A 22,891-nucleotide genomic window follows, 5' to 3' on the forward strand; every position below is an offset into this window, starting at 1 on the left:
GAACCCGACGCGGCGAGCGGAGTGGCCGGCCGAGGAACGAGGCAGGCCGCGGAGGGAGCGAGGAGCGGTGAGCGACCGATGAACACAGTCCGGATCGCGGCCGCCGCCGCCCACTTCGGCCGCGACCTGGAGTTCGACCTCGCCCGAATCGCCAAGATCATCGACGATGCCCGGGGCGCGGGCGCCGGACTGCTCGTGCTGCCGGACGCCGCGCTCGGCGGCTACCTCGCCGACCTGCGCCACCCCGACCCCGAGGCGCTGCCCCCGGCCCTCAAACCGGACGACCCGCTGATCCTCCGAGTGGCCCGTCTCGCCGCCGAGATGGTGGTCTGCGTCGGCTACTGCGAGGACGGCGGCGACGAGCGCTACAACGCCGCCGTGTGCGTCAGCGGCGACGGTGTCCTCGGCCGCCACCGCAAGGTCCACCTCCCGGCCGGCGAGGTCGCCGCGTACGCGCCCGGCGACCGCTTCGACGCCTTCGACACCCCGGTCGGCCGGATCGGCATGCTCATCGACTACGACAAGACCTTCCCGGAGTCCGCGCGCTCCCTCGCCCTGGACGGCGCCGAGATCCTCGCCTGCCTCTCCGCGTGGCCCACCAGCATCACCAACCGCGCCCCGCGCATGGCCCAGGACCGCCAGGCCAAGCTGTTCGACCTGTACGACCAGGCGCGCGCCGCCGAGAACCAGGTCGTCCTCGCCTCCTCCAACCAGACCGGCGCGATGGGCGGTATGCGTTTCCTCGGCCAGTCCAAGGTCGTCGGCCCCGGCGGTGACATCCTCGCCCGCACCTGGGCCAAGGCGGGCCTGGCCGTCGCCGAGGTCGACATCGCGGCCGAGATCGACCGCGCCCGCCGCGTCCTGCGCCACCTCGACGAGCGGCGCCCCACCGCGTACCGGGAGACGCCTTCGAACCCCGCGTGAAGACCGCCCGGGCCGCCCGGGTCGCCCGTCAGGAGAGCTCTTCGTGAAGATCGCCCTGCTCAGCTACTCCACCAAGCCGCGTGGCGGCGTCGTCCACACCCTCGCCCTCGCCGAGGCGCTCGCCGCGGCCGGCGAGGACGTCACGGTCTGGTCGCTGGGCCGGGGCGGCGACTCCGGCTTCTTCCGCGCGGTCGACGCCGAGGTGCGCGTACGGATCGTCCCGTTCCCCGACGGCCCGCCGGACGAGACCGTCGGCGAGCGCATCCTCCGTTCCATCGCCACCCTGCGCGAGGCCTTCGCCCCACAGGCGCCGGCGTACGACATCGTCCACGCCCAGGACTGCATCAGCGCCAACGCGGCGGGCCGCTGCGTCCGCACCGTCCACCACCTCGACCACTTCACCACCCCCGAACTGGCCGCCTGCCACGAACGGGCCATCGTGGAGCCGTACGCCCACCTCTGTGTCTCACGAGCGGTCGCCGACGAACTCACCGAAGGATGGGGGATCCGCCCCACCGTCATTCCCAACGGGGTGGCCCACGACCGCTTCGCGACCACCGATCCCGCGGCCCGCGCCGCCTGGCGCTCCCGCCTGGGCCCCTACGTCCTGACCGTCGGCGGGATCGAGCCCCGCAAGGGCTCCCTCGACCTGTTGGAGGCGTACGCCCTCCTGCGCGCCCGGCACCCCGGCGTACGGCTGGTCGTCGCGGGCGGCGAGACCCTCTTCGACTACCGGGACTACCGGGCGCGGTGGGAGGCCCGGGCGGACGAACTCGCCGTCGAGCCGGTCGTCCTCGGCGTCGTACCGGAAGCAGATCTGCCGCCCCTCGTGGCCGCGGCCGACGCCTTCGCGTTCCCCTCCCTCAAGGAGGGCTTCGGGATCGCCGCGATGGAGGCGCTCGCGGCGGGTGTCCCGCTGGTCGTCCGCGATCTGCCCGTCCTGCGCGAGGTCTTCGGGAGCGCCGCCCGCTTCGCGGACACACCGGAGACCTTCGCCGCGGCGCTCGGCGACGCCCTCACCTCGGACGACCCGGTGCGCGCCACGCTCGGCCGGAAGCTCGCCGCCCGCCACACCTGGACCGGGGCGGCCGAACGCCACCGGGTGTTCTACCGGTCGGTTACCGGCGGGTCACACCGTAGGGTCGGTTGACGAACGTCGATCTACGGAAGGGTTCACCACCATGGCGCAGGAAGTACGTGGCGTGATCGCCCCGGGCAAGAACGAACCGGTGCGCGTCGAGACCGTCGTCGTGCCGGATCCGGGGCCGGGAGAGGCCGTCGTGAAGATCCAGGCATGCGGGGTCTGCCACACCGACCTGCACTACAAGCAGGGCGGCATCAACGACGACTTCCCGTTCCTGCTCGGCCACGAGGCGTCCGGGATCGTGGAGTCGGTCGGCGACGGCGTCACGGACGTGGCACCCGGCGACTTCGTCATCCTCAACTGGCGTGCGGTGTGCGGACAGTGCCGGGCCTGTCTGCGCGGGCGGCCCTGGTACTGCTTCAACACGCACAACGCGAAGCAGAGGATGACCCTCAAGGACGGCACCGAACTGTCCCTGGCCCTGGGCATCGGCGCCTTCGCCGAGAAGACCCTGGTCGCCTCGGGGCAGTGCACCAAGGTCGACCCGGCGGTCTCCCCGGCGGTCGCCGGGCTGCTCGGCTGCGGGGTGATGGCGGGCATCGGCGCCGCCATCAACACCGGCAACGTCGGCCGCGGCGACTCGGTGGCGGTCATCGGCTGCGGCGGAGTCGGCAACGCCGCGATCGCCGGCGCCCGGCTGGCCGGCGCCGCGAAGATCATCGCCGTCGACATCGACGACCGGAAGCTCACCACCGCGTCGAAGCTCGGCGCGACCCACACCGTCAACTCCACCTCGACCGACCCCGTCGAGGCGATCCAGGGACTCACCGGCGGCTTCGGCGCCGACGTCGTCATCGACGCGGTCGGCCGCCCGGAGACGTACCGGCAGGCCTTCTACGCCCGCGACCTCGCCGGCACGGTCGTCCTCGTCGGTGTACCCACCCCCGAGATGAAGCTCGAACTGCCCCTGCTCGACGTCTTCGGACGCGGCGGCGCCCTCAAGTCGTCCTGGTACGGGGACTGCCTGCCGTCCCGTGACTTCCCGATGCTCATCGACCTGCATCTGCAGGGCCGGCTCGACCTGGGCGCGTTCGTGACCGAGACGATCGCGCTGGACGGGATCGAGGCCGCCTTCGAGCGGATGCACCACGGCGACGTGCTGCGTTCGGTGGTGGTGCTGTGATGGGCGCGCGCGTCGAGCATCTCGTCACCGCGGGCACGTTCTCGCTCGACGGCGGCACCTGGGACGTCGAGAACAACGTATGGATCGTCGGCGACGACCACGAGGCGATCGTCATCGACGCCGCGCACGACGCCGACGCCATCGCCGAGGCGGTGGGCGACCGGCGGCTGCTGGCCATCGTGTGCACCCACGCCCACAACGACCACATCGACGCCGCGCCCGCCCTCGCCGAGCGCACCGGCGCCACGATCTGGCTCCACCCCGACGACCTGCCGCTGTGGAAGATGACCCACCCCGACCGGCTTCCCGACGCCTGGCTGCAGGACGGGCAGGTGATCGAGGCGGCCGGCGCCGACCTGACCGTCCTGCACACGCCAGGCCACGCCCCCGGCGCGGTCTGCCTCCACGACCCGGGCCTGGGCACGGTCTTCACCGGCGACACGCTCTTCCAGGGCGGCCCGGGAGCCACCGGCCGCTCCTACTCGCACTTCCCGACGATCGTCGAGTCGATCCGCGAGCGCCTGCTCACCCTTCCGGCCGACACGGTCGTCCGCACCGGACACGGCGACTCGACCACGATCGGTGCCGAGGCCCCGCACCTGGAGGAGTGGATCAAGCGCGGCCACTGACCGGGCCGGGCCCGTCGCGACACACCAGCGAATCACGACAGGAGATGTCCGGCTTCCGAGGGACCCTCGTGGGGACACAGGGGCGAAGACAGCCCGTGAACGCCACGAGCACGGAGGTCGGACATGCCAGGGCCGTTGGACGGCAGGGTCGCGCTCGTCGCGGGAGCGACCCGCGGAGCGGGCCGGGGGATCGCGGTGGAGCTCGGCGCGGCCGGCGCCACCGTCTACGTCACCGGACGCAGCACGCGCGAACGGCGCTCCGAGTACGACCGCCCCGAGACGATCGAGGACACCGCGGACCTCGTCACCGCGGCCGGAGGCATCGGCGTCGCGGTGCCCACCGACCACATGGTCCCCGCCGAGGTCGAGGCCCTGATCGCCCGCATCGCGGACGAACAGGGCCGCCTCGACCTCCTCGTCAACGACATCTGGGGCGGCGAGAAGCACTTCGAGTGGGACACCCCGGTCTGGGAACACGACCTCGACCGGGGCCTGCGCCTGCTGCGCCTCGCCGTCGAGACACACGCGATCACCAGCCACCACGCGCTGCCCCTGCTGCTGCGCACCCCCGGCGGTCTCGTCGTCGAAATGACGGACGGCACCGCCGAGTACAGCCGGGACACCTATCGCGTCTCCTTCTTCTACGACCTCGCCAAGTCGTCCGTCCTGCGGATGGCGTTCGCCCTGGGACACGAACTCGGCCCGCGCGGCGCCACCGCGGTCGCGCTGACCCCTGGCTGGCTGCGCTCGGAGATGATGCTCGACACCTTCGGCGTGAGCGAGGAGAACTGGCGCGAGGCCCTGGAGTGCGTCCCGCACTTCGCCATCTCCGAGACGCCCTTCTACGTCGGCCGTGCCGTGGCCGCGCTGGCCGCCGATCCGGACGTCGCGCGCTGGAACGGACGGTCGCTCTCCAGCGGGCGGCTCGCCCAGGAGTACGGCTTCACCGACCGTGACGGGAGCCGCCCCGACGCCTGGCGCTACCTCGTCGAGGTCCAGGACGCGGGCGGGCCGGCGGATGTGACGGGGTATCGCTGAGGTCAGACGCGGAGGTGGGGATCCCAGCGGGCCCCATGACCGGGCGGAAGTGCCAGATCGCGACGGACCGCGGTGTAGTACGCCTCGCGGTGGGCGCGTTGCCGTTCGAGCAGCGCCTGCCACTCCTCCGTGGAACGGATCCGCTCCTGCGGGACGCGCTCCATGTCGATCGCCACGACGGCCCATGCGCGGGCCACCTCCACCACGTCCGGCGCACCGAGGAGCAACAGCGCCTCCCAGGCCGGATCCCGGGCATCCAGGGCCTCGGCCATCAGGGGGGCCGCCTCCTGCGGGGTCAGCGGGTGCGGGTGAGGATCTATCCCCTGACCGGCGGCGACCCGGTAGGTGAGCGTGACCGTCCTTTTGAGGCACCTCGCGTAGTCGGTGTACGCCGCGAGCCGCCGCTCCTCCCAACGGACCGTCTGCTCCCGGCGGAAGCGGGCCTGATCGCCCCGCACGATCGCCAGATACGAGCCCAGAGCACCGATGACCACGCCGATCAGTGCCGGAAGTTGTTGTGCGAACGCGGACATGAGCGCACCGTATCTGTCATGAGACGCTTCGAGGGACACGGAGTTCTGATCACGGGCGCGGCCCGCGGCATCGGCGCGGCCACCGCCCGCCGGCTGGCCGAGGAGGGCGCCCAGGTGCTCGTGACCGACATCGACGTGGCCGAGGCGGAGAAGACGGCGGCGTCGATCCGTGAACGCGGCGCGCGGGCGGAGGCCTTCGGGTGCGACGTGGCGGACCGGGCGGCGGTGGAGGCGGCCGTCGCGTACGCCGTGGCCGCCTTCGGCTCCCTCGACGTCCTGGTCAACAACGTGTGCGGCTGCACCCCCGACGCCCCGCTCTTCGAGGACGAGCCGGACGAGGTGTGGGCCCGCGACCTCGACCTCACCCTGACCGGCGCCTACCGCTGCAGCCGCGCGGCGCTCCCGCACCTGGTGGCCTCGGGCCACGGCGCCATCGTCAACATCGGTTCGGTGAACGGCATCCAGGACTTCGGCAACCACGCCTACAGCGCGGCCAAGGCGGGGCTCATGTCCCTGACCCGCACCCTCGCCGGGCACGCGGCGGCCCGTGGAGTGCGGGTCAACGTGGTCGCGCCGGGCACGGTCCGCACCACGGCATGGGAGGGCCGCGAGGACGACCTCGCCCTGGCGTCGGAGCTGTATCCGCTGGGACGGGTCGGCGAACCGGACGACATCGCGGCCGCCGTCGCCTTCCTCGCCTCCGGCGACGCCGCCTGGATCACCGGGACCACGCTGAGTGTGGACGGCGGCCTCACGGCGGTCAACACCGGTTTCCGGGTCGCGGTACGGCAGAGCAGGGGAGCCTGACGGTCGCGGCGGCTCTCCTCACTCGCCCCCGTCGGGACCCCGCTGCCGCAGTGCCGCCGAACCGAGGGCTGCCGACCGCAGGGCAAAGAGCACCCGCTCCGTGTCGGCCTCCGTCGTACGCCAGTTGCTGAACGCGGCGCGCAGGCCGTGCGTCCCGTCGTAGAACGTCGGCGTCACGAAGGCCTCGCCCGAGGCGGCGACCGCCCTGGCCAGTGCGTCGACGCGCTCCTTGCCGGGCTCGTCGGCCAGAGTGAAGCACACGACGTTGAGCCGCACCGGCGCCAGCAGCCGCAAGCCCGGGATCTCGGCGACGCGCTCACCGAGGTCCCGGGCGAGCGCGACGTTCCGCTCGACGATCTCGCGATGCCCCGCGCGTCCGTACGCCATCAGCGAGAACCACGCCGGCAGGGCGCGCAGCCGCCGCGAGTTCTCCGGCGTGAGGTGCAGGAAGTCGGGGTCGCCGGTGGGAAGGCCGAGGTAGGGCGACGCGTTGTGGAAGACCCGGACCTGGAGATCCTGGTGGCGCGTGAACTGCACGGCCGCGTCGTAAGGGACGTTGAGCCACTTGTGCAGGTCGACACAGACGGAGTCGGCCGCGTCGAGCCCGTCGACGAGATGCGCGTACGACGGCGACAGCGCGGCGAAACCGCCGAACGCCGCGTCGACATGCAGCCAGAAGTCGTACCGCTCCCTGAGCGCCGCGATGGCCCGCAGATCGTCGAAGTCGACGGTGTTCACGGTCCCGGCGTTCGCCACGACGACGGCCGGGCGTCCGTCGAGCGCGTCCAGGGCGGCGGCCAGCCGCTCGACGTCGACGGCCTCCCGGTTCCCGGGCAGCACCGGCACCGCCCGCAGCCGGTCCCGGCCGATGCCGAGCACGGACAGTGCCTTGGCGACGCTGGAGTGCGGGGAGCCGGACAGGACGTCGACCGGCCCGAGGGCGGCGGCGCCCTCCCGCGACACGGACACGCCCCGCCGCTCGCCGAGCCACTCCCGCGCGATCGCCAGACCGACCGTGTTGGAGACGGTCGCACCGGTCACGAACGCCCCGCTGTGGGCTTCGCTCAGCCCGAACAGCTCGCGCAGCCAGCCCACCGTCTCCCGCTCCAGCGCGGCCGCCGAGGAACCGGCGCTCCCGGACGCGTTCTGGTCGTAGACGCCGGTCAGCCAGTCCCCGGTGAGGGAGGCGGGGGTCGCGCCGCCGGTGACGAAGCCGAGGTAGCGCGGGCCCGCCGAACCGGAGAAGCCCGGTGCCCAGCGCTCGGCGAACCGGTTCAGCGCGCCCTCGGCCCCTCGGCCCCCGGCCGGCAGCGGCTCCGGCTCGGGAGCCTTGTCCAGCCGGGCGACGGGACGCTCGCCCAGCCCGCTCACCTCCCCGGCGGCCAGGTCGCGGGCGGACTGCAGGAGTTCGGGGAGCCGGGCGAGGTCGTCGGCGAGTGCGGGGTGCATGGCGGCAGAGTAGGGCAGCCGGTGTGCCGGGAGCCTGGTCCCATTCGGAGAAACTGGACTGCCGTCCATGTCACCGTTTCGTCGCAGCCCGAACAGTCGTACAACGGGTGTCCCCCGACGGGTGTCTATCAGGCAGACGACGAAGGAAACATCCATACGGAGGGGACGCCATGGGGGACATCCGCAGGCGGGGAGCCGTCGCGTTGGGCATCACCGGACTTCTCGCACCGCTGACGCTCGCGCTGGGCACGGTGCCCGCGCAGGCCGCGAGCTGCACGACACAGACCGGCCCGTACCAGAAGCAGGTGGAGAAGTTCCTCGGCCGGCCGGTCGACGGCCGGCAGTCCACCGCCGACTGCAAGGCCATCCAGGCCTTCCAGACCAAGCACGGCATCACCCCGAACGCGGGATACGCGGGATCCGTCACCTGGGGCGTGATGGACCTCATGAACAAGCAGAAGGCCGTGGGTACCAAGCCCAACAAGGACGGCAAGTGTCCCGTCAACAAGGGCCGCATCGCCTGCGTCAACCTGACGCTCCAGCTCAGCTGGATCCAGGACGGCAGCAGGCTCGTCTACGGTCCGGTGCCGGTCCGCACCGGACGCAACGGCTACGAGACCCGCACCGGTCTGAAGAAGATCTACTGGCGGGACATCGACCACGTCTCCAGCATCTACAACGTGCCCATGCCCTACAGCCAGTTCTTCGACGGCGGCCAGGCCTTCCACTCGGTCGGCCTCAGCATGTGGAACCCGCCGGGCTCGCACGGCTGCGTCAACATGACCACGGCCACCGCCAAGAAGTACTGGTCACTGCTGAAGACCGGCGACGACGTCTTCGTGTACGGCCGCAAGCCGGGCACCTGACAGGCCCCGGCCCGGCCACGGACGGACGTCACACCTCGGGCGCGTCCCCGAAGTCGGGGATCTCCAGCCTGGCCCCACCCTGCCGTGCGGACTCGTCCGCGACGATGCCCGGCAGGGTGTAGCGGGCCGCGACCCACGCGTTCACCGGCGGCAGGGTACGGGTGTTGACCGCGGTCACGAAGTCGTCCGCCAGGAAGTGGTGGCTGCCCTCGTGGCCGTTGTGGAGATGGTCGAACTCCCTCGGCAACCGCGCCCTGTCGTGCACCGGCGCCGACCCGGACGTGAACGCGGCCCGCAGCGTCGGCGCGATGTGCTGGAGCGACGGATCGTCGGGCGCGAGCGTCGGCTTGGGCTCCAGCAGCTCGGTGATGTCCTTCACCCCTTTCTTGTCCTGCCAGAAACTCACCGTGGCGAGCTGTTCCATGCTCGCCTCCGTACCGAAGAAGCGGAAACGCGACTCCCGGATGTGCGAGGGATAGCCGACCCGCCGGAACTCGTTCGTGCGGAACGAGCCGCCGCCCGCCACCTCGAACAGCGCGGTCGCGTTCGAGAAGTCATTGCCGAACTGGCTGATGTCCTTGTCGAAGACGCCGTCCCCGCGCTCGTCGCGCACCCCGATCGCGGACACGCTCACCGCGTGTGTCCGCCAGGCGCCCAGCACCCCTCCCACCGAGTGCGTCGGGTAGAGGAGTGGGGGATAGCTGGCGGTCGCCTTCCAGTTCTCGCCGCCGCTGTACCGGTAGGCCTCGTAGAACCCGAGATCCATGTCGTGGACGTAGTCGCCCTCGGCGTAGAACATCCGCCCGAAGGCGCCTTCCGCGATCCGGTCGCGGGCGTGCACCGTCGCCGGGTTGTACTGGCTGGTCTCGCCCATCATGTACGTCAGTCCGGTCGTCCTCACCGCGTCGATGATGGCCGCGATCTCGTTGCGGCTGAACGCCATGGGCACCGCGGAGTACACGTGCTTGCCCGCGTTCAGCCCGCGCAGCACCAGGGGGCCGTGCGTCCAGCGCTGGGTGAAGATCGCGACCGCGTCGACGGCCTTCGACTCCAGCATCGCCTCGTACGAGGGGAAGGTGCCCGACAGCCCTTGCGTGGCGGCCAGCCGCTCGGCCCGCTCGGACAGGAGATCGGTGACGTGGACGTCGTCGACGCCCGGATGGGCGCGGAAGAGGGTGGCGAACCGCTCGGAGAACTGCCCGGCGCCGACGATGCCGAGAGAGAACGTCATGGATGCGTGTCCTTCGCTGGTCGAGGAGCGGATCGAAGGTCGTGGAGCCGTTCTTGCTGGGGGATTCTGCCCCGCATGACCGCACTTGCCTCCGGGCCGACCGTCGCCGAATCGGCCATCCTCGACCGGACCGGGCTTCCGGCGAGTGATCAGGTTCACGGTCCGTAATGTCGTAAGGCGTACCTTTACTCACATCGTCTTCACGCCGGGCCCCGTATGCTTCACGCCATGTCCACCACTCCTGAAACCGACTCCGCGCGCTCTGCCGCCGATGTCAACGAGGAGATCCGGGCCCTCTGGTTCCGGGCCGGCGGGACGCTGAGCATGGAGGAGCGGCGGGAGTACCAGCGGCTCGTCCTGGAGTGGGCGGAGGCCGCCCCCCAGTCGCCCACACAGGCGGCGTGACCTCGCTCGGCAGCCCGCTCCGCAGTCCACGATGAGCATGTCCTCCGACGAACGGGGGACGAACAGGTCCCCTGACGAACGGGGCCGGAGCTCCTCTCGGAGTCCCGGTCCCGTCCCTCCGTTCCCGACCGCCTCGCCCGTGCCTCAGCCCCAACTCTGTGAGTACTGCCGCCGGTAGCGGTTGCGATCCTGTTCCGTCCGGATGTAGCGGGTGGCCACCAGCGCGATGATGCTGCCGGCGATGACCAGCAGGCCGGGGCCGATGTTCTGCGGGTTCGTGAGGCGGGCGAGGAGCGACTCGGACTCACCGGCCCCGACCGCCTGGACCGAGCCCGGCGCGGCGGAGCCCGGTGCGATCGCCGCGCCCTGCGAGGGCGACGAGGCCGGCGCGGGGGAGGACTGGGCGGCGCCGCCGCCCGCACCCTGGGCCGCCGCGCCCGGTCCGGTCAGTTTCACGCCGAGTGCCGTGAGCGCCTTGGTGATCGGCTGGAAGAACGTCGTACCGCCCGAGGTGCAGTCCCCGTTGCCCCCCGAGGTCACACCGAGCGCGATGCCCTCGGAGAACAGCGGTCCGCCGCTGTCGCCCGGTTCGGCGCACACATTGGTCTCGATCAGACCGGTCACGGTGCCCTCGGGGTAGTTCACCGTGGCGTTGAGCCCCTTCACCTGACCGTCGTGGAGTCCGCTGGTGCTGCCGCTGCGGAAGACCCGCTGGCCGACCGTCGCATCGGCGGCGCCGATGATCTGGACGCCCTTGCTGCCCCCGATCGAGACGACGTTGTTCCCGGTGTCGTTCTGGCCGTTGTTGTACTGGATGAGGGAGAAGTCATTGCCGGGGAACGCCGTGGTGACCGTCTGCCCCAGCTGCTTGTTGCCCTGGTTGTCGCCGAACCAGACGGAGCCGGCCGGCCCGCAGTGCCCGGCCGTCAGGATGAACTCGTTGCGCCCGTTGGTCACGTTGTAGCCCGCCGAACAGCGCCCGCCGGTCGAGAACATCGGCAGGGCGGCGTTCAGCCGCGTGGTGAACGTGCCTTGGGTGCGCTCCATGCGGACCGAACTGCCCATGCTCTCGGCGAGCTTCTTCATCCGGGACCAGTCGGTGGCGGAGACCGTGCTGTCGGCCTGCACCACCACCTCGTTGTTGACGTAGTCCATGGCCCAGGCGGTGCCCGCCACCCGCGGCGCCGACTTGAACGCCTTCGCCACGGAATTGAGTTCCTGCATGCTGTGGCTCACGACCTTGGGGCGGGCGCCCGCCTTCTTCACCTCGGCCGCCGTGGCCGAGTCGGTCACCGCGACGACGGGGCGGCCGTCGGCGGCGATCCAACTGCCCGCCGTACGGGAGGTGCCGAGGGTCGACACCAGGCCCGCCGCCTTGTAGGCGGCGGCCTGTGTGGCGCTTTGCGGGGCACGCGACGTGGCGGACGGCTCGCTCGCCATGGCGTGCGTGACCATCAACCCTCCGCAGAGGACCCCGCCGACGGCCGCGAGTCGCGCCCCTCGTCGGACGATCCGTCGTCGTGCGTGCCTCATGCATGGGCTCCCGAAGCCGTACGGTGCGGCGTCAACGCCGCCGGGGCTCCGGTCGTGAGCCCTGTCTTCCATACGTGCGCCCGTGTCCCCGCGTTCACCGTCCGCACGTTCTCCGGTTCAGAGTTTGCGGCCCACCCCGCCGAGCATGGGTACTTCGGGCGGCTCGGCCCCGTCCGTGGTCTCGGAGGCATCGGGCCGCCAGCGCGAACACGAGACGACACCCGGCTCCAGAAGGTCGAGACCGTCGAAGAACCGGACGACCGCCTCGGGGGTGCGCTGGGTGAGCCGGGGCGTGCCGTGCTGGTTCCAGTAGGCGACGGCGGCGTCCACGTCCGGCATCGCCGGGTCGGTGATCGTGTGCGAGAGGACCAGATGACTTCCGGAGGGCAGTCTGTCCAGCAGCCGGCGCACGACGTCGTACGCCTCCGCGTCGTCGCCGACGAAGATGACGACGCCGAGCAGCATCAATCCGACCGGCTCGCTCAAGTCCAGTGTCCTGGCGGCGCGTTCGAGGATGGCGTCCACATTGCGGAGATCCTCGTCGAGGTGGTCGGTCCGGCCCTCGGGGGTGCTGGTGAGGAGGGCACGGGCGTGCGCCATGACGAGCGGGTCGTTGTCGACGTACACGATCCGGGCGTCCGGGGCGAGCCGCTGCGCCACCTCGTGGGTGTTGTCCGCGGTCGGCAGACCGGTCCCGATGTCCAGAAACTGACGGATCCCGCACTCCGTGACCAGATGGCGCACGGCGCGTCCGAGGAACAGCCGGTCCGCCCGGGCGTAGTCGCCGATGCCCGGGTGCAGTTGGCGGATCTGTTCTCCGGCTGCCCGGTCGACCTCGTAGTAGTCGGCACCGCCGAGCCAGTAGTTCCAGATCCGGGCCGTGTGCGGGCGCGTGGTGACGATGCGGCTGAGCAGACCCTCGGCAGGGAGTTGGGAGGCTGCCGGGTTCTCGGGCACGGGATCAGCTCCTGAGCGTTTTCTGTGATGTTGTGTCAACCGGCAATGTAGGGCCCAACCGGCCATCCGGAAAGGGAAGTTGTCACTCTTTCACCGGTGATACCAGTGGTAACTTCACCACCTGCCATGATGGGCGGATGCGTGTGCTGATGCCGGTCCCCGACCACGACTTCGACGTCACGGAAGTGGCCGTACCCTGGCGGATCCTCACCGACGCGGGACACGAGGTCGTGCTCGCCACCGAGCGGGCGGGCACCCGGCCCGCGGCGGACCCGCGGCTGCTGACGGGGGTGCTTTTCGGACAGCTGGGCGCCGCGGAGGAACCCCGGCGCTTCTACCGACAGCTCACCGAGTCACCGGAGTTCACCTCCACCGTCTCCTGGGCGGAGGTGAACGTCGAGGAGTACGACGGCCTGCTGCTGCCGGGCGGACACGCACCCGGCATGCGGCAGTACCTCGGCTCCACCCCGCTCCAACGGCAGATCGCCCGCTTCTGGGCCCTGGAGCGGCCCGTCGGCGCGATCTGCCACGGCGTCCTCGTGCTCGCCCGCGCCCGGGACCTTGCCACCGGCCGCAGCGTGCTGGCCGGCCGGCGGACGACCTGCCTGCCCACGTACATGGAACGCACGGCGTACCTCACCACCGCCTGGCGCCTCGGCCGCTACTACCGCACCTACCCGGCGTACGTCGAGGACGAGGTCAGGGCGGCGCTGGCCGTCCCGGACGAGCAGTTCGCACGCGGCCCCCGCACGCTCACCCGGCGCGGCACCGCAGCCGACGACACCCACGCGTTCGTCGTCCAGGACGGCCCGTACCTCTCGGCCCGCTGGCCGGGCGACGCCTACCTCTTCGGCCGCCGCTACCTCGCCCTCCTGGGGAGCACCGCCGAACGCTGACTACGCACCGAAACGGGTGGCGACCTGCTCCGGGGTCAGATACTCCTCGACCTGCTCGAAGTCCCGCAGAGTTCCCTTGCGGTCGGCGAGGAAACCCGTGCGCACGAAGTCGTCGCCCGCGATCGCGTTGAGGAACCAGTTGGCTCCCGTACGGAACCGGGCCGCGCCGGTGCGCAGCGCGTACAGGTGGTATCCACGGGCCACGACCTGCGCGGACATCCCCTTGAGGCCGATGCCGAGCGGCTTGGACACCGCGTCGTGGCCGCCGAGGTCGACGACCAGGCCGAGGTCCTTGTGCTTGTACGCCGTCGTGGGCTGCCCGCGCAGCAGCGCCGCCAGGTTCTTCGCCGCGTGCCGGCCCTGCCGGGCGGCGTGCTGGGCGGTCGGCACGCAGTAGGAGCCGTCGGCCTTGGCCAGGTCGGGCACGGCGGCCGCGTCGCCCAGCGCGAACACCCCGTCCAGGCCAGGCACCTTGAAGTTCGCCTCGGTGAGGATCCGGCCGCGTACGGTCTCCGCGCCCAGCGAATCGACCAGTGGGCTCGCCGCGACACCGGCCGTCCACACCAGCGTGCGTGAGGGCAGCACCCGGCCGTCCGTGAGGGTGACCTTGTCCTCGGTGACGGAGGAGACGGACGTCTCCAGGGAGATGTGCAGCCCGCGCTTGCGCAGCAGCCGCAGCGCACTCGCCCCCAGCTTGTCGCCGAGCTCCGGGAGCAGCTTGGGTGCCACGTCCACCAGATGCCACTTGATGAGGTCGGGGTCGAGGCGCGGGTGGTAGCGCTTCGACGCGGCGGTGGTGAGGCGCTGCAGACAGGCCGCGGTCTCGGTGCCCGCATAGCCCCCGCCGACCACCACGAACTGCAGCCGCGCCGCCCGCTCCTCCTCGTCCGACGTGGCTGCCGCCAGGTCGAGTTGGGCGATCACATGGTCGCGCAGATACACGGCCTGGGCGAGCGTCTTCATCCCCCGCGCCTCGTCGACGAGGCCGGGGATGTCGAAGGTGCGGGTCACGCTGCCCGGGGTGAGGAGCAGGTAGTCGTACGGCAGCTCGGCGAGTTCCCCGGTGATCTTGCGGACGACGCATGTCTTGGAGCCGGGATCCACACCGACCACTCCGCCCGGCATCAGCACCGTGCGGCGCAGGATCCGGCGCAGCGAGGGCGCCACGGACTGCGGGGTGAGGACACCCGCGGCGACGTGCGGCAGCAGCGGCAGATAGAGCTGGTAGTCGGTGGGGCTGACCAGGGTGATCCTGGCGTCGCCCGGCTGGAGTGCGTGTTCGAGCCCGCGCGCGCACTCGACGCCGGCGAAACCGCCGCCGACGATCACGATGTTCGGTGCGTCCATCCCAGCTGCCTCTCTCCGTGTGTCCGGCATCGCGGCCCGCCACCCGCGAGCCCAGGCTCACACGTGACGCCCCCGTCTGCCACCGCACGTACCGGCGCGGACGGCGGCTGCGAGATTCTCTACCGATCAGTAACTCCGTCTTCCTCTTTCGTACATCCATACGCGCGATCATCTGTGCCGCGGCGATGGTCGAGGCACCCTTGCCGCTCCTACGTTAAAAGGGGACGGGTATGACAGGACGTGGTGTGGGGCGCCGCATCGGCGTGGTCTCGGCGGTCGTGGCGCTGGGCATCGGGGGGACGGTCACCGCTGCGGGGGCCGCCGCCGCGGCTCCGGCCCAGACGGTGGTGAGCGCGGCGGCCTCGACGACGGCCGCCGTCGACTACGCCACCTGGCAGAGCGATGTCCAGGCCGTCATCGACCAGGCACGGCCGTACGTCGAGCAGCGCACCGCGAACACCGCCGGTCAGAAGCTGGCCCTCGTCTTCGACATCGACAACACGACGCTCGAAACGGACTTCCACCCCTGGTACGAGCTGCCCACCCCGGCGGTCAAGCCCTCGCTCGACCTCGCCCGCTACGCGCGCTCCCGCGGTGTCGACATCTTCTTCATCAGCGCCCGTCCGGGCATCATCTCCGCCTTGACGCAGTGGAACCTGACGACCGTGGGCTACCCGGTCTCCGGTCTCTACACGCGCGACCTGCCCGACCTGTTCGACCAGGTCAGCGCCTACAAGACCAGCAAGCGCGCGGAGATCGAGTCGCTGGGCTACACGATCATCGCCAACGTCGGCAACAACGACTCCGACCTCGTCGGGGGCCACGCCGAGCGCACCTTCAAGCTGCCGGACTACGACGGCCAGCTGTCCTGACCCGACGGCCCGGATTTCCGGGTCGGCACTGCTGAGACTTTGGGCCCGCACTGCTTAGACTCCCGGCATGGACGAGATGCGGCTGGAGACGCTCGGTGCGGGCAAGTACCTGCTCATCACGAGCTACCGCAAGAACGGCACGGGTGTCGCGACACCCGTGTGGGTGGTCCGGGACGGTGCGGCGCTCGGCGCCTGGTCCAGGGCGGACTCCTGGAAGGTGAAGCGGATCCGCAACCGGGCCGACGTCCTGGTGGGCCCGTGCGACGTGCGCGGCAGACCGACCGGCGACCAGGTCCCCGCCACGGCGGAGATCCTCGACGCGGCGGGGACCGCGCGCTACCGCGGGCTGCTCGCCCGCAAGTACGGCATCGTCGGCCGCCTCAGCCTCTTCGGCAGCCGCCTGCGACGCGGCGAGAGCGGCACGGTGGGGATTCGTATCTCCCTGACCGAGTGAAGAACGTGCGAGGGCCCGGCACCGGCCGGGCCCTCGCACGTCGCTGTCCGCCGTGTCCGCCGTGTCCGTACCGATCCGTGCCTGTCGGCACCTATCCGTAGAACGGACCCGGAGTGCTCCAGGTCGTCGTCCCGAAGACATTCGGGTCGTCGATGCCGACGGTGATGTCGCTGACCTTGAGGCCGTACTGGGTCGGTGTCATGCCCTCGGGGCAACTCACCTGTACGGGAGGGAAGTTCATGTAGAACTTCGGACCCTCGTCCGAGTCGTGGTCCCGGTCCCAGGACAGGATGTAGTTGCTGTCCGGATAGAAGTAGTTGTCCAGGAGCTGCTGACGGGTGGTGCGGACGACGAAACTCGTCCCGTGGTCGAAGGAGTCGTCCGCACGCAGACAGCCGAAGGTGCGCGCGGTGTCGGCGTACGCGGCGAACCTGCCGCCCACGCTGCTGAGCCCGGCCAGATAGCCGGGCTGGTTGCGTACGTTGTGCAGGACGACGTCGAGCTTGAAGCCGCCGCAGCCCGGAGTCGGGTCGTAGTCGTGGTAGACGACCAGGCACTTGCGGTCGCCGAAGTAGGCGGTGGGGTCGGGGTTGTAGGGCTGCGGCACCGTCTGCTTGTAGAACCTGACGGTGGCCGAGATGCCGCCGTCGGTCGGTGCCGGGATCTCGGCGACGGCCGTGGCCTGGGCGGCGCCCGGCCCGGTCAGAACGAGAACGGCCCCCGCGAGCAACGCGAAGGCCAGGCGGCCCAGCACTCTGGGCACGCGTGTCTTCCCCATGGAAACGTTCCCCCCTCGTGCACGTGGTGCACACTCACATGAACAGTGGCAGCTGCACGCTAACGGCCCTCGGCTCACGCATCCGGCAAACGCCCCGACGCTCACAAGCGGAACGTATGCCTGGGCAGTTCGCGAGACAGTCCGCGAGACGGTTCGCGAGGCAGTCCGCCGGGCGGAACGTCCGCGGGACTGGGCAACCCGTTCCCGCGCGCCGGCTGACTGACCTGCGGCCACTTGCCGCCCTCCAGCGACAGATCGCCAACCACTACGTCGAGCGCCGGGGCTTGGAGGCACCGCACCTCACCGCCATCGCGGCGAGGTCCGCCCCCGAGGGCGGCGGGGGCGACTACGGACCCAACAGCGGGGGCTACGACCAACTCGGTTTCGGGACACTGCTGTTCACTCGCGACAAGGCGACGACGAGGCCCGGCAGCACGGCCGACGCGAGTCCGCGGGCGACAGACGCCGCCGGGGACGGCGGCCCGAGTGCGCAGGGTGGTCCCTCGGACCACGAGTTGGCCGAGTCCGGAGCGACGGGGCCCGTGGCCGTCACGGCGGCCACGGGGTGCCGGCCATCGCGGGCGGCATCCTCGCGGTGCGCACGCGGCCGGGGGCGGCAGGGGAGTTGACCGGATGAGTTCTGCGCGAAGCGTTGACTAGAAAGCGCTTACCCCTTACGTTCCCGTTCAGTAGCGTGACCCGAGCGTGGCATCTCGTATACGAGACATCAGATCTCCGAGCCGCACCACCTGGGAAGGTTCGCACTCCCTGGAGCTGATGAGTCTTCGTGCGGGTGTCATGTGTGCTTCGCGCTGTTCATCATGGTGTCCATCGTTCGTGTATATGACCTATGGCACTCCCGAAGGGACGCACCCGCATGCGTACTCGCCCCCCACGATCACCCTCTCGCGGACCCGCCCTGGTCGCGGCCGCCGGGGCCGCGCTGGCCGTGACCACCGCACTCGTCCTTCCGCCGTCCGCCGTGGCCGCCGACACCGCGCCGGTCGGCTTCGGTGCCGGGACCACCGGTGGCGGGAGCGGCGCCGCCGTCACCGTCTCGACGCTCGACGCCTTCAAGACGGCTGTCACGGGCGACACCGCCAAGGTGGTGCGTGTGAACGGCCTGATCACGCTCAGCGGCCAGGTCGACATCGGCTCCAACACCACAGTTCTCGGCGTGGGTTCGTCGTCCGGATTCACCGGCGGCGGGCTGCGGCTGAAGAAGGTGACCAACGTCGTCGTCCGCAACCTGAACATCAGCAAGCCGCTCAAGCCCGCCGACGGCATCACCGTGCAGGCGTCCACGAAGGTGTGGATCGACCACAACGCGTTCTCGTCCGACCTCGACCACGACAAGGACTACTACGACGGTCTGCTCGACATCAACCACGGCTCCGACGGCGTCACCGTGTCCTGGAACACCTTCAAGGACCACTACAAGGGCTCGCTCGTCGGTCACAGCGACAACAACGCGAGCGAGGACACCGGGCATCTGCGGGTGACGTACCACCACAACTGGTTCAACAACGTCAACTCGCGCATCCCCAGCCTGCGCTTCGGCACCGGCCACTTCTACGACAACTACGTCGTCGGGGCCGACACCGCCGTGCACTCCCGCATGGGCGCCCAGATGCTCGTCGAGAACAACGTCTTCCGTACCACCACGGTCGCCGTCACGACGAACCGCGACAGCGACGTCGACGGTTACGCCAACCTGCGCGGCAACGACCTGGGCGGAGCCGCCACCGAGGTCTCGCAGGTGGGCACCTTCACCACCCCGCCCTACAGCTACACCGCCGAGCCCGCCTCCACGGTCGTCGCCTCGGTGACGTCCGGCGCGGGCGCCGGAAAGCTCTGACCACCCCACGGGCAGAAAAGGAATCGGGACATGACTCCATCAGCACGGCCGCGCGCCCGTCGGCGCGCCCTGACCGGCACCCTGGCCGCACTCGGCCTCTCGGCTGCCATGATCATGGCGGAGGGCGCCCTGTCTCCGGCGAGTGCCGCCACCTGGCCGACCGCCAACGGCAGCCAGGCGGTCTCCGCCACCATCTCGGTCTCCGGTACCAAGGACTACGCGATGAAGCGGCTCTACGGCACCGGCGACCTGGGCTCCGACAGCCAGGACGAGGACCAGGGACCGATCCTGGAACTGGCCGCCGGCACCGTCCTGAAGAACGTCATCATCGGCGCCCCCGCCGCGGACGGCATCCACTGCCTGGGCAGCTGCACGCTGCAGAACGTCTGGTGGGAGGACGTCGGCGAGGACGCGGCGACGTTCCTCGGCTCCTCGTCGTCCAACGTCTACACCGTCTCCGGCGGCGGCGCGAAGGAGGCCAGCGACAAGGTGTTCCAGTTCAACGGCGCCGGAACGCTGAACGTCTCGAACTTCGCGGTGCAGAACTTCGGCACCTTCGTACGCTCGTGCGGCAACTGTAAGAGCGGCCAGTTCAAGCGGACGATCAACCTCAACACGATTGAGGCCACCTACAAGGGAAGCCGGCTCGTCGGCATCAACACCAACTACGGCGACAGTGCGACCCTGAAGGGCATCAAGATCGTAGGGGACTCCGGCAAGAAGATCATCCCCTGCCAGAAGTACATCGGCAACAACACGGGGGCGGAACCGACCACGAACGGAACCGGCCCCGACAGCACCTACTGCAAGTACGCGACGTCCGACATCACGTACAGCTGAGGATGCGTTCCCGGCGACTGGACGAACTGGCTGCGCGCACCGGTTCGTTCCAGTCGCCCCGTGTCAACTCCAGCTCCGGTAGGGGCCGTCGAGGAGCTGGAACACCGGCTGGCGGCGCACCGGGTCCTGGGCGGTGCTGAGCTGGACCCGGTCGCCGCTGTGGACGTCGGAGGGCGGTCCCATGACCCGGCCGCGGACGGTGAATCCCTCCGTCATCTCGACGAGGCAGACGTTACGTGCCGCCGGGGTGTTGCGGTGGACGACGGTGGAATGGCGTACGACGCCGGTTCCCGCACTCGCCTCGGTCCGCAGGTCGCTGCCCGCGCAGACCGGGCAGAGGAGGCGGTGGTACATCGCGGTGCCGCACCAACGGCACCGCTGGAAGAGAAGGGCGTTCGCGGCCGAAGTCCCGTTCGGCGCGGGGTCGGTACCGGGTGTCTCTGTCGCGGGGTCGATGCCCGGATGGAGGGCGATTCCTGGGTGATACACGATGTCATCTCCCTGCGCTCGGCCGGAGTCCGATGTGCCCGGGTCGCCGTGCACGAGCCACAGGATATGGCACTGAGTGCCACGGGTAAAGGCACTCGGTACCCTCAATTGGCAGAGCGGGTGTCAACGCCTCGGTCGGCCGGCGGGAATTGCGGGACTCTGTCGGCCGCGGGCCGGCTTCGGCCTCCGCCGGCCTCGGCTTCTCCCGATTTCGGCCTGCCCCGGATCGGCCTGTCTCGGCCCCGGATCGGCCCGGTCCGGGCTCCGTCTCACTCCCGCCCGAGCGTGGACTCGATCTCCCGCACCACACGCCACATCGGTGCCCCGCGCCGGGAGATGACCACGACCACGTCCTCCTGTGGCTCCGGCGGTGCGTCACCGGGGGAGCCGCCGAACGAGGCCTGTACGTATCCGAGGGCGTGGTCCACGGCGGCGTCCGCGTCGTCCTGCCCGTCCGAACGCAGCCAGGAGCGCAGGGCGTTGTTGTGCGCGGCGACCACCGCCGCGGCGATGACGTCGGCCTGCAGGGTGCCGTCCGGCCGGCCGGCGAAACGCCCGCGCAGATACGCCGCGAGGGCACGCTCGTAACGCCAGACGACCGACAGCTCGTACGCGCGCAGGCCGGGGACCTTCTTGGTCAGGCGGTAGCGCTGTACGGAGAAGGTCGGGTTCTCGGCGTACATCCGCAGTACGAGCCGGGCGGCGTCGCAGACCCGCCGCACCGGTTCGTCCTCCTCGGCGCTGTCGGCCAGGAACGCCGTCATGTCGGTCAGGCAGCGCTCGTGGTCAGGGAAGACCACGTCCTCCTTGGACGGGAAGTGACGGAAGAAGGACCGCCGGCCGACCCCGGCGAGCGCCACGATGTCGTCGACGGTGGTCTGTTCGTACCCGCGCTCCAGAAAGAGCTGGAAGGCCGCCGCGACCAGTGCGTCCCGCATGGGCGGTTTCACCGTCGTTGTGTCGGCGGTGTCGCTGTGCCGGAGTGCCTCGCTCATGGACGGGAACCTAGCATCGCGCGGTACTGATGGCACTCAGTGCAGATGATCGAGGGAACTGAGTGCCTCGGCGGGGTGTGGTGGGACATGCGTCCCGCCGGGTCGTCGAGCGCCCGGTCGAGGCGGTGCCTTCCGGGGAAGACCGGGCACGCGTCGGCGCAGCCCCTGATGATGTCAGGGGTGGAGGCATGGACCGCCTCGGTGTCAGTGCCTTCGGCTGCCGGTCGGCGACGTCCATGCCGGCCTTCTTCATGGCCCCGACCCTGGCGGGATTGCGCCGGTCGGCGGGGAGCGGCGCGGTCGAGCGGCGTCTGCAACCGCTCGCCGGCTTGCTCGGTGACCGGCCCGTGCGACGTGCTGGATCGGCGGCGGCGCCCCGCCCGCCGAGGCGCGGTTGCCGACCGCCCGGTGAACGTGGCGTGTCCCGTCGCAACGCGGTGGAATGGCTTGTTCCTGTTGTGGGTGAAATGTGACGGCCCGTGAAGCAGCCGTGAATTCACCGCAGTTGACAGCCCCTCCGCAGTGATCGACGATGTGGTCGAGCTGTGGCCCAAGTGACCAATGGGCCCAGTGTTTCTTCGACCACTCATCCCCGGTGCGGCCCCCGGCTGCTCAGCGCTGCCCTGCCGCCGACGACCGGGTCTTGTTCATCAAGATGGGATCTGCATGTCCATAGCGAGACGTGTCAGCCTTCGCTGCCTGCTGGGGACGGGCGTGGCGGCCCTCGCCCTCTCCGCGGCCACGACCAGCGCCTGGGCCACGGGTACTCCCGGCGGCGACGGCTGGGACAGCAACAACGGTGCCTACAAGCCCGGCAAGGGCGCCGGTACGGTGACCGCGGCGGATCGCTGCGAGTTCTCCCTGGACGGGACGAACTTCTACGACTCGGTCCGCGTCGACGACCAGAACCTCAAGCCCACCGACGACGGCAAGGTGCACATCAAGGTCCGCGCGGCCGGCGACGCCGGCTCCTGCACCGCCTCCCTCGCGGCGTACCGCGCCCACGGCGCCAACTTCGGGACCTCCGGCGAGCAGGTCTTCCACGACTTCGACAGCGTCAAGGTCCAGCCGGGCGCGACCGACTCCCTCGACATCGCGGTGCCCGACGTCGGCTGCTACGCGCAGATCGACCTCTACCGCGGTGCCGTGAAGTTCGACGGCAAGTTCGACGCCAACGACGGCTTCGAGCACGGTGACCTGCCCAAGGGGCCGGACCGTCCGGTCATCAAGGACAAGCTGATCGCGGCCTGGAACGGCGGCAAGAACGACTGCACTGCGCAGCCGCCGAGCACGCCCGGGACGACGCCTCCGGCCACGACTCCGCCCGCCTCCACGCCGCCCGCGGAGACCCCCGGCAGCCCGACGCCTGCCGAGCCGTCGACCCCGGAGACGACCCCGGCCACCCCGTCGGCGTCCGAGTCGACCACGCCGCCGGCTCCCACGCCGAACGGCGGTCAGTCGACCCCGCCCGGCGGCCTCGCGGAGACGGGCGGCGGCAACACGCTGCCGGTCGCCGCCGGCGCCGCGGCCCTTCTCGTGGCCGGTGGCGCGATCACCGTCGTCACCCGCCGTCGACGCTCGACGCGCACCAGCTCCTGACCCCAGGCGTCATCGGACCTCGATGACCCTTCGACGGGCCCCGGCACTCACCGAGTACGTGTGAGTGCCGGGGCCCGTTGCGTCGGCCCATTGCGTTGATTCAGATTGCTGAAGCGAGCTCACG

Annotated in this window: 23 protein-coding genes; 14 read left to right on the forward strand and 9 right to left on the reverse strand. The window is 70.6% G+C overall.

What is annotated here, in order from left to right; genetic code table 11:
• Positions 1–78: 78 nt before the first annotated feature.
• The 5 genes from RV986_RS48875 to RV986_RS48895 all read left to right on the forward strand — a co-directional run bounded on the left by RV986_RS48875 (position 79) and on the right by RV986_RS48895 (position 4,858).
• Positions 79–924, forward strand: a complete 846-nt coding sequence (locus tag RV986_RS48875) for a carbon-nitrogen hydrolase family protein (protein ID WP_475923548.1) — start codon at positions 79–81, stop codon at positions 922–924.
• A gap of 43 nt (positions 925–967) precedes the next feature.
• The gene (locus RV986_RS48880) at positions 968–2,074 is read left to right on the forward strand and encodes an MSMEG_0565 family glycosyltransferase (protein ID WP_475923549.1); all 1,107 of its coding nucleotides are present in this window, start codon (positions 968–970) and stop codon (positions 2,072–2,074) included.
• 31 nt (positions 2,075–2,105) lie between these two features.
• Complete coding sequence (locus RV986_RS48885) at positions 2,106–3,191, forward strand: S-(hydroxymethyl)mycothiol dehydrogenase (protein ID WP_475923550.1); 1,086 nt, start codon at positions 2,106–2,108, stop codon at positions 3,189–3,191.
• Positions 3,191–3,820, forward strand: a complete 630-nt coding sequence (locus RV986_RS48890) for an MBL fold metallo-hydrolase (protein ID WP_475923551.1) — start codon at positions 3,191–3,193, stop codon at positions 3,818–3,820. The genes RV986_RS48885 and RV986_RS48890 overlap by 1 nt, the downstream gene beginning before the upstream one ends.
• A gap of 123 nt (positions 3,821–3,943) precedes the next feature.
• Positions 3,944–4,858: an SDR family oxidoreductase gene (locus tag RV986_RS48895; protein WP_475923552.1), complete on the forward strand. Its 915-nt coding sequence runs from the start codon at positions 3,944–3,946 to the stop codon at positions 4,856–4,858.
• A gap of 2 nt (positions 4,859–4,860) precedes the next feature.
• On the opposite strand, the gene RV986_RS48900 is transcribed toward RV986_RS48895, so the two are convergent.
• Positions 4,861–5,391 carry a hypothetical protein gene (locus RV986_RS48900; RefSeq protein ID WP_475923553.1) on the reverse strand — a complete coding sequence of 177 codons (531 nt, stop codon included), beginning with the start codon at positions 5,389–5,391 and terminating at the stop codon, positions 4,861–4,863.
• Between the two features lie 18 nt (positions 5,392–5,409).
• Between RV986_RS48900 and RV986_RS48905 the strand changes: the two genes are divergently transcribed.
• A complete protein-coding gene (locus tag RV986_RS48905; protein WP_475923554.1) occupies positions 5,410–6,198 on the forward strand; it encodes an SDR family NAD(P)-dependent oxidoreductase in 789 nt (262 codons plus the stop codon).
• An 18-nt stretch (positions 6,199–6,216) separates the two neighbouring features.
• Here RV986_RS48905 and RV986_RS48910 read toward each other — a convergent pair whose 3' ends face one another.
• Positions 6,217–7,647 (reverse strand): pyridoxal phosphate-dependent decarboxylase family protein, encoded by a 1,431-nt coding sequence (locus tag RV986_RS48910; protein WP_475923555.1) that lies wholly within the window; start codon positions 7,645–7,647, stop codon positions 6,217–6,219.
• A 170-nt stretch (positions 7,648–7,817) separates the two neighbouring features.
• On the opposite strand from RV986_RS48910, the gene RV986_RS48915 reads away from it, so the two are divergent.
• Positions 7,818–8,513 carry a L,D-transpeptidase family protein gene (locus RV986_RS48915; protein WP_475923556.1) on the forward strand — a complete coding sequence of 232 codons (696 nt, stop codon included), beginning with the start codon at positions 7,818–7,820 and terminating at the stop codon, positions 8,511–8,513.
• Between the two features lie 28 nt (positions 8,514–8,541).
• On the opposite strand, the gene RV986_RS48920 is transcribed toward RV986_RS48915, so the two are convergent.
• Positions 8,542–9,744 (reverse strand): Gfo/Idh/MocA family protein, encoded by a 1,203-nt coding sequence (locus RV986_RS48920; protein ID WP_475923557.1) that lies wholly within the window; start codon positions 9,742–9,744, stop codon positions 8,542–8,544.
• Positions 9,745–9,960: 216 nt separating this feature from the next.
• Here RV986_RS48920 and RV986_RS48925 point away from each other — a divergent pair, with 216 nt between their 5' ends.
• Positions 9,961–10,149 carry a hypothetical protein gene (locus RV986_RS48925; RefSeq protein WP_475923558.1) on the forward strand — a complete coding sequence of 63 codons (189 nt, stop codon included), beginning with the start codon at positions 9,961–9,963 and terminating at the stop codon, positions 10,147–10,149.
• Positions 10,150–10,293: 144 nt separating this feature from the next.
• Here the strand turns inward: RV986_RS48925 and RV986_RS48930 are convergent, their stop codons facing one another.
• Both RV986_RS48930 and RV986_RS48935 read right to left on the reverse strand, forming a co-directional pair.
• Positions 10,294–11,682, reverse strand: coding sequence for a S1 family peptidase (locus RV986_RS48930; protein WP_475923559.1), 1,389 nt, complete (start codon positions 11,680–11,682; stop codon positions 10,294–10,296).
• A gap of 117 nt (positions 11,683–11,799) precedes the next feature.
• Positions 11,800–12,639 (reverse strand): SAM-dependent methyltransferase, encoded by an 840-nt coding sequence (locus RV986_RS48935; RefSeq protein WP_475923560.1) that lies wholly within the window; start codon positions 12,637–12,639, stop codon positions 11,800–11,802.
• 137 nt (positions 12,640–12,776) lie between these two features.
• Here RV986_RS48935 and RV986_RS48940 point away from each other — a divergent pair, with 137 nt between their 5' ends.
• Positions 12,777–13,535, forward strand: a complete 759-nt coding sequence (locus RV986_RS48940) for a type 1 glutamine amidotransferase domain-containing protein (RefSeq protein WP_475923561.1) — start codon at positions 12,777–12,779, stop codon at positions 13,533–13,535.
• On the opposite strand, the gene RV986_RS48945 is transcribed toward RV986_RS48940, so the two are convergent.
• On the reverse strand, positions 13,536–14,882 hold the full coding sequence (locus RV986_RS48945) for an NAD(P)/FAD-dependent oxidoreductase (RefSeq protein ID WP_475923562.1): 1,347 nt from the start codon (positions 14,880–14,882) through the stop codon (positions 13,536–13,538).
• A gap of 230 nt (positions 14,883–15,112) precedes the next feature.
• Between RV986_RS48945 and RV986_RS48950 the strand changes: the two genes are divergently transcribed.
• Together RV986_RS48950 and RV986_RS48955 are read left to right on the forward strand one after the other, a co-directional pair.
• Positions 15,113–15,754 (forward strand): HAD family acid phosphatase, encoded by a 642-nt coding sequence (locus RV986_RS48950; protein WP_475923563.1) that lies wholly within the window; start codon positions 15,113–15,115, stop codon positions 15,752–15,754.
• A 67-nt stretch (positions 15,755–15,821) separates the two neighbouring features.
• The gene (locus RV986_RS48955) at positions 15,822–16,208 is read left to right on the forward strand and encodes a PPOX class F420-dependent oxidoreductase (RefSeq protein ID WP_475923564.1); all 387 of its coding nucleotides are present in this window, start codon (positions 15,822–15,824) and stop codon (positions 16,206–16,208) included.
• A gap of 91 nt (positions 16,209–16,299) precedes the next feature.
• On the opposite strand, the gene RV986_RS48960 is transcribed toward RV986_RS48955, so the two are convergent.
• A complete protein-coding gene (locus RV986_RS48960; RefSeq protein ID WP_475923565.1) occupies positions 16,300–16,986 on the reverse strand; it encodes a hypothetical protein in 687 nt (228 codons plus the stop codon).
• 877 nt (positions 16,987–17,863) lie between these two features.
• Between RV986_RS48960 and RV986_RS48965 the strand changes: the two genes are divergently transcribed.
• Both RV986_RS48965 and RV986_RS48970 read left to right on the forward strand, forming a co-directional pair.
• Positions 17,864–18,844 (forward strand): pectate lyase family protein, encoded by a 981-nt coding sequence (locus RV986_RS48965; RefSeq protein WP_475923566.1) that lies wholly within the window; start codon positions 17,864–17,866, stop codon positions 18,842–18,844.
• Between the two features lie 30 nt (positions 18,845–18,874).
• On the forward strand, positions 18,875–19,684 hold the full coding sequence (locus tag RV986_RS48970) for a pectate lyase (RefSeq protein ID WP_475923567.1): 810 nt from the start codon (positions 18,875–18,877) through the stop codon (positions 19,682–19,684).
• Between the two features lie 63 nt (positions 19,685–19,747).
• Here RV986_RS48970 and RV986_RS48975 read toward each other — a convergent pair whose 3' ends face one another.
• Entirely contained in the window at positions 19,748–20,173 is a 426-nt protein-coding gene (locus RV986_RS48975; protein WP_475923568.1) for a Zn-ribbon domain-containing OB-fold protein, read from the reverse strand.
• Positions 20,174–20,442: 269 nt separating this feature from the next.
• Positions 20,443–21,111, reverse strand: a complete 669-nt coding sequence (locus RV986_RS48980) for a TetR/AcrR family transcriptional regulator (RefSeq protein WP_475924690.1) — start codon at positions 21,109–21,111, stop codon at positions 20,443–20,445.
• A 723-nt stretch (positions 21,112–21,834) separates the two neighbouring features.
• On the opposite strand from RV986_RS48980, the gene RV986_RS48985 reads away from it, so the two are divergent.
• Positions 21,835–22,767, forward strand: a complete 933-nt coding sequence (locus RV986_RS48985) for a hypothetical protein (protein WP_475923569.1) — start codon at positions 21,835–21,837, stop codon at positions 22,765–22,767.
• Positions 22,768–22,891: the final 124 nt, after the last annotated feature.

Source organism: Streptomyces sp. RLA012 (genome assembly GCF_056270325.1).

Excerpts from the sequence above, each read along its gene's own strand:
- RV986_RS48875 (WP_475923548.1), top strand. The coding sequence starts at position 79 with ATGAACACAGTCCGGATCGCGGCCGCCGCCGCCCACTTCGGCCGCGAC.
- RV986_RS48885 (WP_475923550.1), top strand. The coding sequence starts at position 2,106 with ATGGCGCAGGAAGTACGTGGCGTGATCGCCCCGGGCAAGAACGAACCG.
- RV986_RS48890 (WP_475923551.1), top strand. The coding sequence starts at position 3,191 with ATGGGCGCGCGCGTCGAGCATCTCGTCACCGCGGGCACGTTCTCGCTC.
- RV986_RS48895 (WP_475923552.1), top strand. The coding sequence starts at position 3,944 with ATGCCAGGGCCGTTGGACGGCAGGGTCGCGCTCGTCGCGGGAGCGACC.
- RV986_RS48900 (WP_475923553.1), bottom strand. The coding sequence starts at position 5,391 with ATGTCCGCGTTCGCACAACAACTTCCGGCACTGATCGGCGTGGTCATC.
- RV986_RS48905 (WP_475923554.1), top strand. The coding sequence starts at position 5,410 with ATGAGACGCTTCGAGGGACACGGAGTTCTGATCACGGGCGCGGCCCGC.
- RV986_RS48910 (WP_475923555.1), bottom strand. The coding sequence starts at position 7,647 with ATGCACCCCGCACTCGCCGACGACCTCGCCCGGCTCCCCGAACTCCTG.
- RV986_RS48915 (WP_475923556.1), top strand. The coding sequence starts at position 7,818 with ATGGGGGACATCCGCAGGCGGGGAGCCGTCGCGTTGGGCATCACCGGA.
- RV986_RS48920 (WP_475923557.1), bottom strand. The coding sequence starts at position 9,744 with ATGACGTTCTCTCTCGGCATCGTCGGCGCCGGGCAGTTCTCCGAGCGG.
- RV986_RS48925 (WP_475923558.1), top strand. The coding sequence starts at position 9,961 with ATGCTTCACGCCATGTCCACCACTCCTGAAACCGACTCCGCGCGCTCT.
- RV986_RS48930 (WP_475923559.1), bottom strand. The coding sequence starts at position 11,682 with ATGAGGCACGCACGACGACGGATCGTCCGACGAGGGGCGCGACTCGCG.
- RV986_RS48940 (WP_475923561.1), top strand. The coding sequence starts at position 12,777 with ATGCGTGTGCTGATGCCGGTCCCCGACCACGACTTCGACGTCACGGAA.
- RV986_RS48945 (WP_475923562.1), bottom strand. The coding sequence starts at position 14,882 with ATGGACGCACCGAACATCGTGATCGTCGGCGGCGGTTTCGCCGGCGTC.
- RV986_RS48950 (WP_475923563.1), top strand. The coding sequence starts at position 15,113 with ATGACAGGACGTGGTGTGGGGCGCCGCATCGGCGTGGTCTCGGCGGTC.
- RV986_RS48955 (WP_475923564.1), top strand. The coding sequence starts at position 15,822 with ATGGACGAGATGCGGCTGGAGACGCTCGGTGCGGGCAAGTACCTGCTC.
- RV986_RS48960 (WP_475923565.1), bottom strand. The coding sequence starts at position 16,986 with ATGGGGAAGACACGCGTGCCCAGAGTGCTGGGCCGCCTGGCCTTCGCG.
- RV986_RS48965 (WP_475923566.1), top strand. The coding sequence starts at position 17,864 with ATGCGTACTCGCCCCCCACGATCACCCTCTCGCGGACCCGCCCTGGTC.
- RV986_RS48970 (WP_475923567.1), top strand. The coding sequence starts at position 18,875 with ATGACTCCATCAGCACGGCCGCGCGCCCGTCGGCGCGCCCTGACCGGC.
- RV986_RS48980 (WP_475924690.1), bottom strand. The coding sequence starts at position 21,111 with ATGCGGGACGCACTGGTCGCGGCGGCCTTCCAGCTCTTTCTGGAGCGC.
- RV986_RS48985 (WP_475923569.1), top strand. The coding sequence starts at position 21,835 with ATGTCCATAGCGAGACGTGTCAGCCTTCGCTGCCTGCTGGGGACGGGC.